Below are 16,085 nucleotides of genomic sequence, written 5' to 3' on the forward strand. Positions count from 1 at the left end.
AAGGCTTATTTTTGACTCTTTTCTATGTTGAAAATAAATATCATGTAACGTGTATAATGTTTTGCCAAAGGTATTTATTAACTTTGTTAGAGGCTATTAGATAATCTTCTAAAATATACCGAAAACTACTAAAACAAAAACGATGAAAGTATGTGGACAAAATATCAGGAAAATCCGTAGGAGTAAAGACCTTACGCAAGAATACATGGCTTTTGAAATGGGAATCTCCCAGAAAGCTTATTCCGATATTGAGAACTCCAAGGTAAAAATCAATCTGGAGATACTGACTAAAATATCTGATATTTTAGACATCAAACCATCAGATATCTGCAGTATTTCGCATAAATGTGGAATAGATGTATATGAAGATAAATATCAGGATCTTTTGGAGTATATGAAAAAGAATAATATTTCAATTCCAAAAGAGTTTTTATAAACTATAAGGGTTTTTATATTTACATTCAATGTTAACAATCATAAAATAATGATCTTCTTCAGCCACCGAAGAAGATCATATTTTTTTGTTCAAAAAAAGAGTTGTGTTTCTAGTATACCTGATGATCATGACATTGATGAGGGAACAAGTATTGGATTTTCAAATTTATTATAATCAATAAGTTATTAATAAATAATTATGTAGAAAAAAATTCACATAATTGTGGATAAATATTTACAATTAATTTAATTTTCTATAATATATTTGTCATAAATATAACGCTAGCCCACTGAATGAAGCTTCTTTACTTTATTTCACTTTTATTTTCTTTATGCATCTACGGGCAAAGCTATACCACCCAATGGTATAACATGGATAACGGCCTGCCTCAAAACAGTATCAAAGACATCGTAAAAGATAAATATGGATTCATCTGGCTGTCCATGGAAGGCAGAATTCTGAGATACGACGGGAGTAACTTTGTACAGTATAATAATTTTAAGCTTAAAAATTTAAGTTTTGGAGATTTCTATGGGAACATAAAGAAAGACAGTATTTCCGTTTTCAATATTTCTGAAAAAAAAGTTCTTCTGATTTCCCGCCGCCAACCGGATGTTATAGCTGCTAATAATACATTTGAATATGGAGGTGCTTTGAAAAGTAAGATCTATAAAAGAATTGTAAGGAATAATTTCACGGTCAGGTATCTTTCTTATTATATAAACTCCTATTATATTCAGTTGAATGAGGGAGCCTATTACTTTGAAGATAATAATGTTGTTTACGTTGATAAAAAAAGCAGGAAAAGGACTACCGTTGCTGTCGGGTTTTCTTATGACCGGTTAAAAAAAATGTTTGTTCACGGTGAATATGTACTCATCAGTGATCCGGCCAGAAAGAAAATAATCCAATTGTACAGAGGAACATTGTCAGAGATAGAAGCTCCTGCTGTCTATACTGACCCTGAAACCAGAATGTACTGGCAGCAAATTTCCGGACAGGTTTTTATGATTCACGAGGGTAAAATATACAGAAGTGAATTTTCAGGAGGTAAACTAACACTCACTTTTTTATTAGAATACAAGGATATTGATAAAGATATCTCAGGGGCTATGTTTTATGATGAAGCTGCCAGAAAACTATATATCGGAAGTTCTATTAATGGACTGAAGATTCTGAGTTTATCAGATTTTTCGGTTTCCAGGAAAAATTTGTCTTATCAGGATGAGGTCTGCTATGCGGCAATTTCTTACGGGGATAATTCTGTTTTGACACAGGAAGGAATAAAATATTCCCGTAATACTTCAGAAAGATTATTTTTTGCCCCTCAGTCCTATGATAAGAGATATATAATTGAAGATAATGCGGGAAATCTTATATATCGGGAAAATAATTCTATCCACATAAGGTATAAAAATACTGGATTTACAAAATATGATTCCATTTCTTTTAAAGATAAAGGGATTGACGGGCTTTATAAAAACGGGGATCTTTATACTGTATCTGTCATAGATAGAAATCAGTTTTATCTGTATCTCTTTAGTCATGATAATTTTAAGAGAGTTGAAAGAATTATTCCATGTGAAGATAATATATATACTGTTTTCAGATATAATAAAGATCTTCTTTATCTGGGAAGCAGTGGAGGAATTTATGTATACTCCCTTACGCTGAAAAGGATGATAAAGCAGATTGGAAAAGGTCTACCTGTAAAACAAATTATCAGGACAAAAGAGGGCAATGTCTGGTTTACGACTTACAATAGAGGGATTTTTTTAATAAGAAACCAAAAAGCAATTAAAATTCCATCCGATAAAAATGATTTTCTGGCCAGTGCCCATTATCTGTTGGAAGACCAGCATTCCAATTTATGGATCTCTTCTGATAACGGATTGTTTAAAGTCAATAAAAATACTCTTCTGCAGTACATGAAAACCATGGAGGGAGTGATCACTTATTATCGTTATACTAAAAAACAAGGTCTTTTAAATAACGAATTCAACGGAAGTGCCAATCCCTGCGCTCATGAGCTTAAAGATGGACAATTTGTATTTCCGTCCATGGAAGGGTTTGTGTTTTTTAATCCAGAAGATGTTAAAACTTATTATCCAGGGTCTCAGGATGTTTATCTGGAAAGAGCAAGAGTAAAAGGGAAAATGATTCCGCTGAAAGACAAACTTTTTCTAGAATGTGGTTATAAAAATGCAGAAGTTTATATCGATATTCCTTACTATTCTGACCTGGAAAATATCTATCTGCAGGCTAAGCTTTCAGGCAGTGAGGATAGCCCATGGATTAATATTAAAAGTGATAAAACATTTAGGCTGGCCAATATGGACCCCGGAAATTATACTCTTTGGGTTCGGTTTTTATCTTCGGAAACCGGAAAATTCATTTATAAAACAATTCCCGTAGAAGTGGAAGCCTATTTTTATCAGACTCTTCTTTTTAAGATCCTGATTGCCGGTATTGCTATTTTCATCGTTTTGGTAATTGTACAGATGAGAACCAATTTTTTAAGATTGAAAAATAAAGTTCTGAAAAATACACTTGTGCATAAGGATAAAGAGCTGCTGGAAACCAATAATAAACTGAAAAATGAATCTGATTATCAAAAAAAGCTAGTGGAAAGTATAAGCCATGATATTACCACACCCGTTAAGTTTATTGCCCTTCTTTCTCAGGAACTTAATCAGTCGGTAGATCTAAAGACTCAGAAAAAATATTTTGACAGCATTTACAAAACCTCGGAACAGTTGTATAAATTTACATTAAGCCTAAAAGAATATACAGAACTGTATAAGCAAGGAAATACAACAGATGAAGAATGTTCAATCTATGATCTTATTGAAACTAAAAGACTGTTGTTTGAAGAAATAGCAGCGAGAAAAAATACATTTATATACAATTTTTGTGATCACCAACTGAAGAGCAGGCTTAATAAAAATATTCTCCTTGCAGTTTTTCATAATATCCTTGATAATGCAGTGAAAAATACTTCAGATGGGAAAATTACGATTACATCGGCCTCTACGGAATCACATATAGAAATCAGTATTACAGATACCGGTAGCGGGATGTCTGATGAACAACGGATTTATTATTCCGAACTTTTTAAGAAAAAAGGCAGCGAACATATGACTTTTAAAAATTATGGATTAGGCCTTCACATGGTTGTTCAGCTGATGATGAAAATCAATTCCGAAATGGCCTTTCATAAAAATACTCCTAAAGGAACCATCATTAAAATCCTTATTAAAATATGACAAAAAAAATACTCATTGCAGATGACCATCATGTGGTAAGAATCGGGACAGCTATGATCCTGGAGAAAAATTTTAATCATTTTGAAGTCGATTTTGCAGAGACCTATGGAGAAGCAAAAAAGAAAATTGAATCTGAAAAATATGACCTCGTTATTCTGGATATTGAACTTCCGGGAAGCATTTTCAAATCTATGGTCAAAGAGATCAAAACTATCTCTGAAAATACTCTTATCTTAATATTTACATCCTACAAAGAAAATATTGCACTGCAGTATATTGAAGAAGGAGCGAATGGTTTTTTGAATAAGCAGAGTGATCCGGAAAATTTTGTCAAAGCAGTTGAATCTGTCTTTAAAGAAGGTTTTTATTATACTCCGGAGATCATGCATGAAATACTGAAAGGAAATAAAAAGAAAAAAGCAGTAGATGATTTATCAGAGAGAGAATTGCAGGTTTTTAATCTTTTAGCCAAAGGAAACGGAAATCTTGAAATAGCAAATGCCCTTAATATTGAAGAATCTACGGTGGGTACCTACAAAAGAAGGGTCTATCAGAAACTGAAGATTACCAATTTGGTTGAATTACTTGATATTTATAAAGAAATACATTAATGTCCCATCTGCTCTTGTCATAAAATCATTACAATTTTGTGGAAAAATGCGTACAGGATCTGTTCTTTATTTACTCATTTTTCGCAGTAGGTTCGTATTGTGAAAAATTCCATTAAATAACTGAAGGTAATGGATATTATTCAGGCCCCCTTAGATTCTAAAATACGTATTTGTTTATGAAAAAAAAGATGCTTTTCATGGCCTTATTGGCTGGTTTAAATGGTGTTCTGGTAAAATCCCAGGTAGGTAATGTGGGGATTAATACTGCAAATCCCGGCAGTACCCTTACTGTTAATGGTTCATTTGCTGCCACTTACAAAACAATTGCTACAAGTGGTGTTGTAGGAGCCAATGATTACTATATTGCATATAACGGAACTGCTGATGGAACATTAACTTTACCGGCGGCCATCAGTGGTGCTGGTAATTTTGCCGGACGTACTTATCACTTCAAAAATACCGGAGGGAAATTACTTACCGTTTCTGCCAATGGATCTGAATTGATTGATGATCAGAACGGAACCGGGCTGGGAGTTCCTTCCATTACGGTTCCTCCCGGATATTATGCATTTTTGGTTAGTAAAGGAACAGCTACCGGTACAACATGGGAACTGGTACTGGTTTCTAGCTCCAGCAGTATTCCTTCTGCAGAATCTACTTATCCGTTTTCTGCGGTGTCTACTACGAGCCGACAAATGTGTGATGCTACTGCCACTCCTTCTGATCCATGGATAAGGACGGCAATTACTTATCCTCAGGGTACGGTTCTTAATAAAGGAAATGTACTCAATACCTCTACAGGAGCTTTTAAAGCACCCAACGATGGATACTATGTGATTCAGGGATCTACACAGTTTGACAATGGAAGTGTAGCAGGAAATCCGAATTTTACCTGGACGGTACTCTACCTGGTAAAAAACTATGCTCCTGGTAACGGAGGAAGTATATTAGTTCAATCTTATCAACCTACTGTAACAAGGGTTTTTGGTTCGAGTATTTCATGCATGGCATATCTTAGTGCAGGAGAAACGGTAAGTATGGCTTCTGTGGCAGGAGTATCTTCCGGTAACAAGTACGAGGTGGTGACAAGTACCATGTTCGGATACAAAATTGCAAATTAAAATAATATTGATACTGTGAAAAGCGGCCTTGATTCAATAGATTAAGACCGCTTTTTGTAATTATAATTTACATTTTACCAGCAAAGGTATAAATAGATAGGGGCTTTCCGGTTTGAAGAAGGGTGAATTGTCAATTTACCCCATGGAATGTGAATTTCTCTGAAAAGTTTTTATATATTTAGCGACCGAATAATTCATTCAATGAGCAACGAAAATAAAACAGGAGAAAAGGAGACTTTAGTTAGAGGATTAACAAATCGACATATACAATTAATTGCCCTTGGAGGTGCCATAGGAACCGGGTTATTTCTGGGAATCGGGCCGGCTGCAGTACTGGCGGGACCATCAGTAATTTTAGGCTATGCTTTAGCAGGAATTATTGCCTTTTTTATTATGCGCCAGCTTGGTGAAATGGTTGTTCAGGAACCCGTATCAGGAAGTTTTAGTCACTTTGCCTACAAATATTGGGGAAATTTCCCGGGATTTGCTTCAGGGTGGAACTATTGGATTCTCTATATCCTGGTAAGTATGGCCGAACTCACGGCAATAGGACATTATATCCATTTTTGGTGGCCGGATATACCTCTTTGGGTTTCCAGTTTGTTCTTTTTTATTGTGATCAATGCGCTTAATCTTGCTTCCGTAAAGGTTTATGGAGAAACAGAGTTTTGGTTTTCCATCATCAAAGTAGTAGCTATTATTGCCATGATTGTCTTCGGAGTATATCTTTTGATAAGTGGTACAGGAGGAGAGAAAGCTACCATTGCTAATTTATGGAATGATGGCGGATTCTTCCCAAAAGGATTATTTAATAAAACAGAAAACGGATATTCAGGATTATTTGCTGCAATGGCCATGATTATGTTCTCTTTCGGTGGATTGGAACTTATCGGAATTACTGCAGCAGAAGCCAAAAATCCGGAAAAAACTATTCCACAGGCAACCAACCAGGTAATCTATAGAATTCTTATTTTTTATGTGGGAGCTTTGGTAATCTTATTTTCATTAAGCCCTTGGAGAGATATTACGGAAGGTTCCAGTCCGTTTGTAATGGTATTTCAAAATCTAAATGGTCTTGAATTCAGTATTTTTGGTAAGGTGATTCAGTTCAATACATTGATTGCAAATGTTCTTAATCTGATTGTTTTGACGGCGGCTTTATCAGTATATAACAGTAGTGTTTACAGTAACAGCAGGATGCTTTTTGGATTAGCTCAGCAGGGAAATGCTCCGAAATTCCTGAAAAAACTGAATAAAAATTCTGTTCCTATCAACGCTATTCTTATTTCATCATGCTTTGCCGGGATATGTATTATCATTAACAAATTAGTACCGGAAAAAGCTTTTGAATACTTAATGGCTTTAGTAGTATCTACTTTGATCATCAACTGGCTGATGATATGCTACACCCATTTGAAGTTTAAAAAATCAATAAATGCATCAGGAATTCATTCAAAATTCCCCTCTATATTTTATCCTGTATCCAATTATATCTGTATTGCCTTTTTGGTTCTGATATTAGGATTGATGAGTATTACAGGAATGGAAATTCAGGTGATCCTGATTCCGGTATGGATTGGCTTTTTATTCGCTATGTACAAATTGTACAAACCGAAGTAAGAATATAAAAACAGATTTAAATATGTTTTGGAAAGGTGAAAATTAAATGATTTTCACCTTTTTTTGTCTTTATTTCTATAAATTGGCTTCATCTGATGCTTTTTTGCGGAAACAATTCGCAGAATCTGCAATGTTCTACGGTTATTTTTCGTACATTAGTAAGAGGTTATATTTCAAATTCAGGTGAAATTTTAATCTGTTTGAAATACCTGCGGATAAGCCGAAAACCGTTCCAATAAAGTAGGCAGGACTAAAAAAGACACCTATGGCTAATTTATTTCAAACACTTACCAACACCGTAAAACATTGGTATATCCCATTAATCTTCGGAATTATATTTCTGATCTGTGGTTTTTATGTATTCAGCGTGCCGCTTGCAACTTATGTTACACTCTCTATTTTTTTCAGTGTTTCCTTTTTGTTTTCGGGAATTACGGAAATATTCTTTTCATTACAGAACAGTAAATCCCTGCAGGGCTGGGGCTGGTTTTTGGTAAGCGGATTATTAACTACGGCAATAGGAGTTTATCTCATCGCAAATCCTCAGATTTCAATGACGGTACTTCCGTTTGTGATAGGATTCACTTTACTGTTTCGTTCCTTTCAGCTCCTTGGTTTTGCTTTCGACCTGAGAAGTATGAGAATAATGAGTTGGGGAAATGTAGCGCTGGCCAGTGTTGGAGGAATTATATTTTCTCTGCTGCTGATATTTAATCCTGTGTTTACAGGAATTTCATTAGTTACGCTCACAGGTGTTTCCTTTATTTTTATGGGGATAGCTTCTATAATGCTGGCCCTGGATTTAAGGAAAATTAAAAAAATCCCTGGAAAAGTAAGCCAGGAATTAAGAGACAGAATCAAATCTTTACAGGAGGAGATTGATGATCTAAAAAAATCATGACCTATTTTACAGCTCCAGAATCCACTTCTGAAGGTCAGTACTTGAGGGAAGTTTCAATTTTTTCTTGAGTCTGTATCTCTTTGTTTCTATTCCCCGTAAACTAATATTTTCATATTGGCAGATTTCTTTATTTGTAAGATTTAATCTGATATAAGCACTGAATTTTATATCATGTTCTGTAAGTTCAGGAGTATGTGTAATCAGTTTTTCATAGAATTCAGGATATACTTCTTTAAAGCGCATCAGAAACAGAGGGCTTCTGCTTTCCATAAGCTGGATGATTTCATCAAATGAATTATTTACTTTGAGTTTAAGAACATCCGTTTCAATGGTTTTTTTCTCAAGAATTTTATCCTTTTTCAGTACTTTTTTAATATAGATTTTTCTGATAAAGTATAATAATAGACCAAATGATACTACAATAATCATGACTATAAAGTAGAACATCTTTCTTTCCTTTCCTTTTTCCTCATGCTTTAAATCAATCAGTGTATTAACGGCAAGATTTACAGCTTCTTTTTCGTTTTTATTGATACTATCATTAAGGATGGTATATTTTCTTAGATATTCATTAGATTTTTCTATTTCATTTAAAGATTTATAAACGCTGGAAAGAGTATCATAAACAGTCAATAAAACAGGCTTACTTTTTGTTTTTTGGAATATATCAAGTGATTTCAAATAATACTCCAGCGCCTTTTCTTTATTTCCTTTTACATTATAAAGATCTCCATAGCTGAACCATGCGGTTGCTTTTTCAGCAGCATATGCATCTTTGGAATGGGCAAGAGCTTTATTCATATAGTATTCTGCAGAATCTAAATGTTTTTTTTGTGCGATAAAGTTGTCTGCTTTTCTTGTATAGGAAATAATATTAGGCCTTACTGCGAGTATCTTATTATCTATACTTTGTAATGAATCGAGATTTTTAACCCTAATAAAGTTTATCCGTTTCCAGGAATAGTTATACGTCAACGAAAGTTTTCTCTGTTTAGGGTTTTGAATTTTCTTGATATAATATTCTGCCTTATTAAAAGCGGCATTGGATTGTTCATATAGTCCCAAACGAGTATAATTCCTTCCATATTCATTATATAAATTGGCTTTCAGAAAAGGTTCATTGATATGCTTCAGTTCTTTTTTTGCCTTGTCCAGATATTCTAAGCTTTCCTTGTATTTACTGAAATTGTATAAGATACTTCCAATATTGGTGTATACCATAATAATGCCTTGGGTGTTACCATTTTCTTCATATTGTTTTAATGCATTAATATTAAATTTTAGTGCACCTTCGTAATCCCCATTTTTTTGGTATTTCACGGTTGTTTTTATAGGTTCAGGTTGAAAAGAATAGTCCTGCGCGTAAAAAAATATTGAGAAGAAAAAGAAAATCAGATATAGTGCTTTAATTCTAAAATTGGGGAACATATTTTTTAAAATTAGTTAAACAAAAATAACTTTTTTATGAATATGATTAAAAATTTAATTAACTACAGATACTTTTTATAATAACATATAGCAAAAGCGTACTTCAAAAACACTCCATTTGTTTTATAAAATACTGTTTTTTAATTCATTATATTGTGAAGTATATTTGAAGTAATACTTTGGGCTGGTAATATTGATACATTTACTACGAAAATTTTTTTTCATTCTAAGTGTTTGTGTTTATTAGCAGGGATATTTATGATCCCTGCTTTTTAAATGATAAAACCATTGATGTTAAAGCTGTAAAGTATTTATAATTCTCCTCTCTATCCTCTTAATTTTATCCGGAAAACATTAATAATTCACTTTTTTATCTTACTTCAAAGTTACTTCAGTTGTATTGTAATTAATTGTATTTCAGTTAATTATTTTTTGAAGTGTCTTTGATGTAGAATTTTTTTTGTTTACAGGCTGTAAGTTTGCATCATCAAATTCGAACATTGGAAAATTTCAGACCGGTCATATTTTTCAATACGATTCTAAATACACACGAAAAAAAATTGAACATTTTAAAGTAACAAACAAATGAAAAAAATAGTAACATTATCTGGGATATTGGTTGCCAATTTCGCTTTTTCTCAAGTAGGTATTAATACTCCCGATCCACAAGCTACTTTGGACATTCAGAGTAAAGGAAATACTTCCGCCACAAAAGCTATGAGAATTAATAATTCTGGTAACAAAGAAATCCTTACCGCTACTGACGAAGGAAAAATAGGAGTAGGAACTGATGTTCCAAAATCAAATCTCCAGGTCATGGGAGATGAACTGAGAGTAGGAGGCCCGGTTTCACAATCTGGAAGTGTTGCTAACCCAGTTTTGAGAATTCATTCTAATGCAAATGCAGACGGTTCAGGAGGGTCATTAGTTTTTAGTGAGAATGCGGAAAATTTTGGATACTATATAAGGCAAAATACTGAAGGGGGAAATATCTATGGTTCTGATGGTTTGGCAATGGGTGCAGCACAAACAGGGAAGTATGCTTATAATCCGGCAAAACCGGGAATCTTTATCTCTGATAATCAGAATGTAAGTTTTGGAACTGCTACTCCTCAAGCAATGTTTCACATAGATGGTGCAAGAGATAATAATATTAATTCTGCTCCCACAGCTGCACAGCAGGTAAATGATATTGTGGTTAATACTTCCGGAAATATAGGTATAGGAACAATTAACCCTACCAATAAGCTTGATATTCGTTCTGCAACTAATGGAGCTATTAAAATTGTGGATGGAACCCAGGGGGCCAATAAAGTTTTAACATCAGATGCGAACGGTGTTGCTACATGGAGAGATGGTGTTGCTGATACTAGTATTTACAATACTAATGGGACATTGAGTGGAAATCGTACAGTAGCACAAGCTGGGAACACTTTAGCGTTTACAAGTACAGCTCTTACAGGTACCAATCACTTTTCAGTAGATGGAAGTACATTTTCAATTGATGCTTTAACTAATAGGGTGGGTATAAGTACAACAACACCTAAAAATCTATTAGATTTAGGTTCAGGAAACGGAAAAAAGTTAGCATTATGGAACAATGCTGCTGGTGATGATTTCTATGGATTGGGAAATGCAACAAATGTATTGCAATTTTTTGCAGGAGCTACGGTTGCAGGTGATCCATTAATGACTTTAAATAAAAATGGACGTGTAGGTGTTGGAACTACTAACCCCCAAGCCAATTTTCATACCATCGGAACAAGGAGATTTGAGAATGCCACAAGTGGCTCTGTAGCTGTGGGTGCTGTACTAACGGCAACTGATACTAATGGTACTGCTGAATGGCGGATTCCTGCTTCTCAAACAGCTGTAGGAGGTGTCGTAGGAGGTGCTGGAATTAATATTCCTTTTGCTAATGACGGTACTTATAAATACACAGGAAGGTATGTCACATTGCCTCCGGGAAAATGGGCGGTTACCATTACTCAGCTGGCACAAACTGTGGGTAATCTGGATAATGATGACTGGATGTTTGTGAGAAGTACTTTTGGAGAAGGGAATGTTGCGGTAGGCGCTGCACTTACACGATCTAATGATGTAAGAGGTCCTTCATTGATGAGTTTCAGAGTACAAGGACCTGCTTCTGCAGGGCATACCCAACAGTTTGATGTATTTCAGGGAACGATTATTATTGAAAATACAACCTCATCAGATAAAACCTATAGATATATTGCTGGAAATACAGTGACAGGTGGGGGACCTAACAGTACAACTGTGATATCACGATTTGGAGACACATGGTCAGAGAGCTCCATTTTTGCAACAGCTATTAAATAGTAAGAGAAAGAGGATATTTTATTTTTATGGTTGTTGACAGGCAGGGATATACTGGATTTTCCACATCCCTGCCTATTTAAATCACAGTTTAAGTGATGTATCCTGTAATTAAGCAAAATATAAGACAATGGCATTGGATTTAAAAAACATTCACATTGGAAGCGTGATTCAGTCACATGTAGAACAAAATGAATTTGAAATGACAAGGATATGTAAGTTTATGCGGTCTTCAGAAAAGGAAATAGAGGTAATGTATCTGCAGAAAGATCTTCCAACAGATGTATTATTAAGATGGAGCAAGCTGTTACAATATGATTTTTTTCGGGTTTATTCCCAGTATTTGATACTATTTGCACCCCAAAAAAGTAGCGTACAGACAAAAGAGGATAAAAAAAGTGTCCTCCCTCAGTTTAGAAAAAACCTGTATACTCAGGAAATAATTGATTTTATTCTTGAGCTTATCCGTACCGGTAAAAGAACAAAAAAACAAGTAATGGAAGAATATAACATTCCAAAATCAACTTTGTATAAATGGCTTGAAAAATATTAATGAAGATCTATAAGGATAATTATGTAATGGAAATATAATAATATGTTATATGAAATATTCAAAGCCCAATTATAAAAAGATCTTCCATGATCTGTTGGTATTAAAATTCCCTGATAAAAGGGAGCAATGTTTATTTTTTTTAAATAAAAAGGAGCTTTCCAGACTGGATGTAATAAAGCTTAATAAGATAATATTTGGAGAAAACACTACAGAAAACTTAAATGGAAGAAATCACCGGTCTTATGATAAGTCTACAATTTTTAAAATCTTAGACTATCAAAAGAAACAGAAATTGAATAATATACAGACAGCCAAATATTTTGGTCTCAGTAGAAATACACTGACAAAGTGGAAAAAAATATTTTTAGACTAAAAATAGCATGAATAGTTCACGATAAATCAATATTTGAGAGTAACATTAATTTTGATGCCCCAAATTATGGCTAAAAGTTTTTTTACTATTCCCTGCCTCGAATTTAATCAACTTTTAATATGATTTATGTTTAACTCCTTGCAAGGAAAAAACTGTGTTTTTATTATAAATATCTCGCGATTTTAAAAATGGCTATAATCTAAAATTACGACCATATGTATGTGTTTTTAATAAGTTAAATGCTATTTATTGAATAATTTTTTTAATTAAATTGATATATGGTTGCTATTTTTTTATTCCAAATATTGTTTTGTGTTTGTTTTGTGCTTAATTTTAATCCGTTGATAAATAATATTTTATAGAATTGCAGTGCGTCATAAAGAAAGTGATTTTATAAGGAGTAAATTCAAAAAATGATATAGGGATTATTGTTTGAAATAAAATTTTAAAGTTCAAAAAATACATCATATTACTAAATTTAAAAAACTAATAAAATGAAGAAAAACATTTTACTATTATCAATGTTAATAATTGCTAATTTCGCGAATGGCCAAGTAGGGATACAAACATCAAACCCTCAAGGCTCATTACATGTAGATGGAGCAAAAGACAATCCGGCCACGGGTACTCCAACTGATGTACAACAAGCCAATGATTTTATAGTAACCTCCACAGGAATGGTAGGTATCGGGAATCTTACCCCGCTATCTAATCTCCATGTCTTAAATCGGGGATCTGCCACAGGTATTGGAGGTGGTGAAGCTACCAATACTGGACTGCTGATAGAAAATCCAATAGCCAATAATTCTATACTATCTATCTTAAGAACTACAGGAACTACAGGAATAAAACAGGCAGTAATGGGAATAAATCCTAATTTCAATGGAAATAACGGGGTATTTATTATTTCTCGTGTTCCTGGTGGAAGTGATTTGGCAATGGATTTAACCCTGGGTAATATAGGTATTGCTACGAATACTCCTACAAATACTTTAGACGTTTCAGGAAGCACCCGAATAAGAACTATGGATATTGCTGCAGGTGCTACTCTTATTACACCGGTATATTCAGATGCAAATGGTGTTCTGAATAAAGCTGTTGATAACATTTATGGAACCGTTATTAATAATGCAGTTACTATTGCTTCAGGAGCGACAAACAATTTGATCACAGGACTTGGTAATAATGCTGTATATAAAGCTGTGGTAAATGTTAGTAATAGTTGCGGACGTATCGGTATTGCAGAATATTATGTCACTAATAATGCTGTTAACAATTCTTTTTCTATCAAAGGAATGGATGGGATCTTAAACACTGACACCACTGCTAAAGCCCCTACTTTTACTGAAGTAAACAGATTTACAACATCCGTTGTTTGGTCAGGTATTCCTAATTGTGCTGCAGGGGGTACTAGTATTGCCTTTAATTATACCTTAACAATGCCTTCAGCCGGAACAATAGATCTTACCAATAATGGAGATGCAAGCTTACAGTATAAAATTATACTTACAAGACTTTTTTAATTTAAAGTATCAAAAAAGATCTCCCATTGGAGATCTTTTTTATTTTAAATCTGATCGTTTTTGCCAAAGTATATTGTATTACCGGTTATGGTTTTCCGTATTTTTTTATCTGAAACCTGATTTAGTTTGTGTAAAATTAAAAGCTTAAAACATGAAGAAAGTAATTGTATTATTTGTATTAATATCTACACCCATTGTTTATTCTTGTGGAGGAAATGGGGATGAGGATGTTACTATCTGTCCTCCTCAGGTAATAAGGAGTATGTAGATAAAAGTTATTGCAGGGGATGCAATTAAGAAAACCGGAAAATAAAAACAGATACTTAGTGTCTGTTTTTTATAATTCATTATAAAAACAAAAACCATCCTTAAAAAGGATGGTTTGTAGACCCACAGGGATTCGAACCCCGACTGACGGTACCAAAAACCGGAGTGCTACCGTTACACTATAGGTCTGCTTTATTTTGGTTTTGCAAATTTATATATTTTTTTCTTATTTACAAATATCTTCTTTCAATTTTCTATTGTTTACACGAAAAAACAGAATTTGATTTTTTAAATTTCAGGCTTATTGAAATAGGAGAAGAATCTTTTTTCTGAGAAATCAAAGCCGGGATGATGAAAATTTTAATGAAAATATTTGATTAATCATAAAAACAAAAACCATCCTTAAAAAGGATGGTTTGTAGACCCACAGGGATTCGAACCCCGAATGACGGTACCAAAAACCGGAGTGTTACCGTTACACTATAGGTCTGTTTTATTTTGGTGGTGCAAATTTACAGCTTTTTTCTTTACATACAAGAACTTTTTGATTTTTTTTTTAAATTTACTGTGGATTTTATTTACGGAAAATATGCTGATAGACTTCAATAATCTCAATATTAATCAATTATCGTTCAATACGGAATTTGAAAAGAAAGTGAAAATTTTTCTGGAAGAATGGTTTTCAGAAAAAACAAGGGTAAATGTGCAAACATCGGGCTCTACAGGAGTTCCAAAAATTTTTGAAATTGATAAAAAGAAAATGATCAATTCAGCAGTAATGACCTGCAACTTTTTGGGATTAAAAGAAGGAGATACGGCATTACTCTGCCTGCCCGTAGAATATATCTCAGGAAAAATGATGATTGTCCGCTCTATTGAAAGAGGATTGAAGTTAAAAGCTGTTGAACCTTCTCTGAGACCTGTAGAAAACTTAGAAGAAGAAATTGATTTTTGTGCCATGACTCCGCTTCAGGTAGAAAATTCATTGGAGAAACTTCATCTGATCAAAAACCTGATTATTGGTGGTGCCGCCGTTTCAGAAAGTCTGAAAAATAAAATTCTACAGATGAACCTTAGTGCTTCAAACCGTATTTTTGAAACCTATGGAATGTCAGAAACGCTTTCCCATATTGGCTTAAAACAATTGATGCCCGAACAGGAAGATTATTTCACGGTTTTTGAAAATGTATCCATCTCTTTGGATGAAAGAGGATGTCTGAAAATCTATGCACCTAATCTGAATGCTGAAGAATTACAAACTAATGATTTAGTTGATATTAGGAATGAAAAACAATTTAAATTTCTCGGAAGAATTGATAATGTCATCAACTCAGGAGGAGCCAAAATTTTCCCGGAAACTCTTGAAGCCCTGGTAAAGAAAGAAATTCCGAACGAAGCCGTATTTATTGGCTTACCGGATGAAAGTTTGGGTCAGAAATTGATACTGATTATAGAAGGAAATGAATCAGATGAGGTAATAAAGAAAATTTCAGAAATTCCGTTTGAGAAGAGTTTTCACAAACCTAAAGAAATTATTTTTATCAGTGAAATTCCGCGGACACCCAACGGAAAAATAAGCAGATTAGAACTCTATAAAAATATAAACATAAATCTATAGTCCTGCTCTTGATTCTGGTATATAAAAATCA

Annotated in this window: 11 protein-coding genes and 2 tRNA genes; 10 read left to right on the top strand and 3 right to left on the bottom strand. The window is 33.7% G+C overall.

The window, feature by feature from the left end; translation table 11 throughout:
• The first annotated feature begins 142 nt into the window (after nt 1-142).
• The 6 genes from OL225_RS00760 to OL225_RS00785 all read left to right on the top strand — a co-directional run bounded on the left by OL225_RS00760 (nt 143) and on the right by OL225_RS00785 (nt 7,955).
• On the top strand, nt 143-436 hold the full coding sequence (locus OL225_RS00760; RefSeq protein WP_047379111.1) for a helix-turn-helix domain-containing protein: 294 nt from the start codon (nt 143-145) through the stop codon (nt 434-436).
• A 293-nt stretch (nt 437-729) separates the two neighbouring features.
• Nucleotides 730-3,702, top strand: coding sequence for an ATP-binding protein (locus tag OL225_RS00765; RefSeq protein ID WP_264516966.1), 2,973 nt, complete (start codon nt 730-732; stop codon nt 3,700-3,702).
• The gene (locus OL225_RS00770) at nt 3,699-4,313 is read left to right on the top strand and encodes a response regulator transcription factor (RefSeq protein ID WP_264516967.1); all 615 of its coding nucleotides are present in this window, start codon (nt 3,699-3,701) and stop codon (nt 4,311-4,313) included. The genes OL225_RS00765 and OL225_RS00770 overlap by 4 nt, the downstream gene beginning before the upstream one ends.
• A gap of 176 nt (nt 4,314-4,489) precedes the next feature.
• Nucleotides 4,490-5,434 carry a hypothetical protein gene (locus OL225_RS00775; protein WP_264516968.1) on the top strand — a complete coding sequence of 315 codons (945 nt, stop codon included), beginning with the start codon at nt 4,490-4,492 and terminating at the stop codon, nt 5,432-5,434.
• 201 nt (nt 5,435-5,635) lie between these two features.
• Nucleotides 5,636-7,054, top strand: coding sequence for an amino acid permease (locus OL225_RS00780; RefSeq protein WP_264516969.1), 1,419 nt, complete (start codon nt 5,636-5,638; stop codon nt 7,052-7,054).
• 265 nt (nt 7,055-7,319) lie between these two features.
• Nucleotides 7,320-7,955, top strand: coding sequence for an HdeD family acid-resistance protein (locus tag OL225_RS00785; RefSeq protein ID WP_047379101.1), 636 nt, complete (start codon nt 7,320-7,322; stop codon nt 7,953-7,955).
• Between the two features lie 6 nt (nt 7,956-7,961).
• On the opposite strand, the gene OL225_RS00790 is transcribed toward OL225_RS00785, so the two are convergent.
• Complete coding sequence (locus OL225_RS00790) at nt 7,962-9,275, bottom strand: tetratricopeptide repeat protein (protein WP_185097868.1); 1,314 nt, start codon at nt 9,273-9,275, stop codon at nt 7,962-7,964.
• Nucleotides 9,276-9,968: 693 nt separating this feature from the next.
• Between OL225_RS00790 and OL225_RS00795 the strand changes: the two genes are divergently transcribed.
• The 3 genes from OL225_RS00795 (at nt 9,969) to OL225_RS00810 (ending at nt 14,169) form a co-directional block, all read left to right on the top strand.
• On the top strand, nt 9,969-11,723 hold the full coding sequence (locus OL225_RS00795; protein WP_264516970.1) for a hypothetical protein: 1,755 nt from the start codon (nt 9,969-9,971) through the stop codon (nt 11,721-11,723).
• Between the two features lie 127 nt (nt 11,724-11,850).
• Complete coding sequence (locus tag OL225_RS00800; protein ID WP_264516971.1) at nt 11,851-12,273, top strand: helix-turn-helix domain-containing protein; 423 nt, start codon at nt 11,851-11,853, stop codon at nt 12,271-12,273.
• A gap of 867 nt (nt 12,274-13,140) precedes the next feature.
• Nucleotides 13,141-14,169 carry a hypothetical protein gene (locus OL225_RS00810; RefSeq protein ID WP_264516972.1) on the top strand — a complete coding sequence of 343 codons (1,029 nt, stop codon included), beginning with the start codon at nt 13,141-13,143 and terminating at the stop codon, nt 14,167-14,169.
• 385 nt (nt 14,170-14,554) lie between these two features.
• Here the strand turns inward: OL225_RS00810 and OL225_RS00815 are convergent.
• Nucleotides 14,555-14,625: transfer RNA gene (locus OL225_RS00815), tRNA-Gln, on the bottom strand.
• 230 nt (nt 14,626-14,855) lie between these two features.
• Nucleotides 14,856-14,926: transfer RNA gene (locus OL225_RS00820), tRNA-Gln, on the bottom strand.
• Between the two features lie 99 nt (nt 14,927-15,025).
• Here OL225_RS00820 and OL225_RS00825 point away from each other — a divergent pair.
• Nucleotides 15,026-16,054: an AMP-binding protein gene (locus OL225_RS00825; protein WP_264516973.1), complete on the top strand. Its 1,029-nt coding sequence runs from the start codon at nt 15,026-15,028 to the stop codon at nt 16,052-16,054.
• Nucleotides 16,055-16,085 lie beyond the last annotated feature (31 nt).

Source organism: Chryseobacterium viscerum (assembly GCF_025949665.1).
GTDB lineage: Bacteria > Bacteroidota > Bacteroidia > Flavobacteriales > Weeksellaceae > Chryseobacterium > Chryseobacterium viscerum_A.

Excerpts from the sequence above, each read along its gene's own strand:
- OL225_RS00765 (WP_264516966.1), top strand. The coding sequence starts at position 730 with ATGAAGCTTCTTTACTTTATTTCACTTTTATTTTCTTTATGCATCTAC.
- OL225_RS00795 (WP_264516970.1), top strand. The coding sequence starts at position 9,969 with ATGAAAAAAATAGTAACATTATCTGGGATATTGGTTGCCAATTTCGCT.
- OL225_RS00825 (WP_264516973.1), top strand. The coding sequence starts at position 15,026 with ATGCTGATAGACTTCAATAATCTCAATATTAATCAATTATCGTTCAAT.
- OL225_RS00810 (WP_264516972.1), top strand. The coding sequence starts at position 13,141 with ATGAAGAAAAACATTTTACTATTATCAATGTTAATAATTGCTAATTTC.
- OL225_RS00800 (WP_264516971.1), top strand. The coding sequence starts at position 11,851 with ATGGCATTGGATTTAAAAAACATTCACATTGGAAGCGTGATTCAGTCA.
- OL225_RS00760 (WP_047379111.1), top strand. The coding sequence starts at position 143 with ATGAAAGTATGTGGACAAAATATCAGGAAAATCCGTAGGAGTAAAGAC.
- OL225_RS00785 (WP_047379101.1), top strand. The coding sequence starts at position 7,320 with ATGGCTAATTTATTTCAAACACTTACCAACACCGTAAAACATTGGTAT.
- OL225_RS00775 (WP_264516968.1), top strand. The coding sequence starts at position 4,490 with ATGAAAAAAAAGATGCTTTTCATGGCCTTATTGGCTGGTTTAAATGGT.
- OL225_RS00770 (WP_264516967.1), top strand. The coding sequence starts at position 3,699 with ATGACAAAAAAAATACTCATTGCAGATGACCATCATGTGGTAAGAATC.
- OL225_RS00780 (WP_264516969.1), top strand. The coding sequence starts at position 5,636 with ATGAGCAACGAAAATAAAACAGGAGAAAAGGAGACTTTAGTTAGAGGA.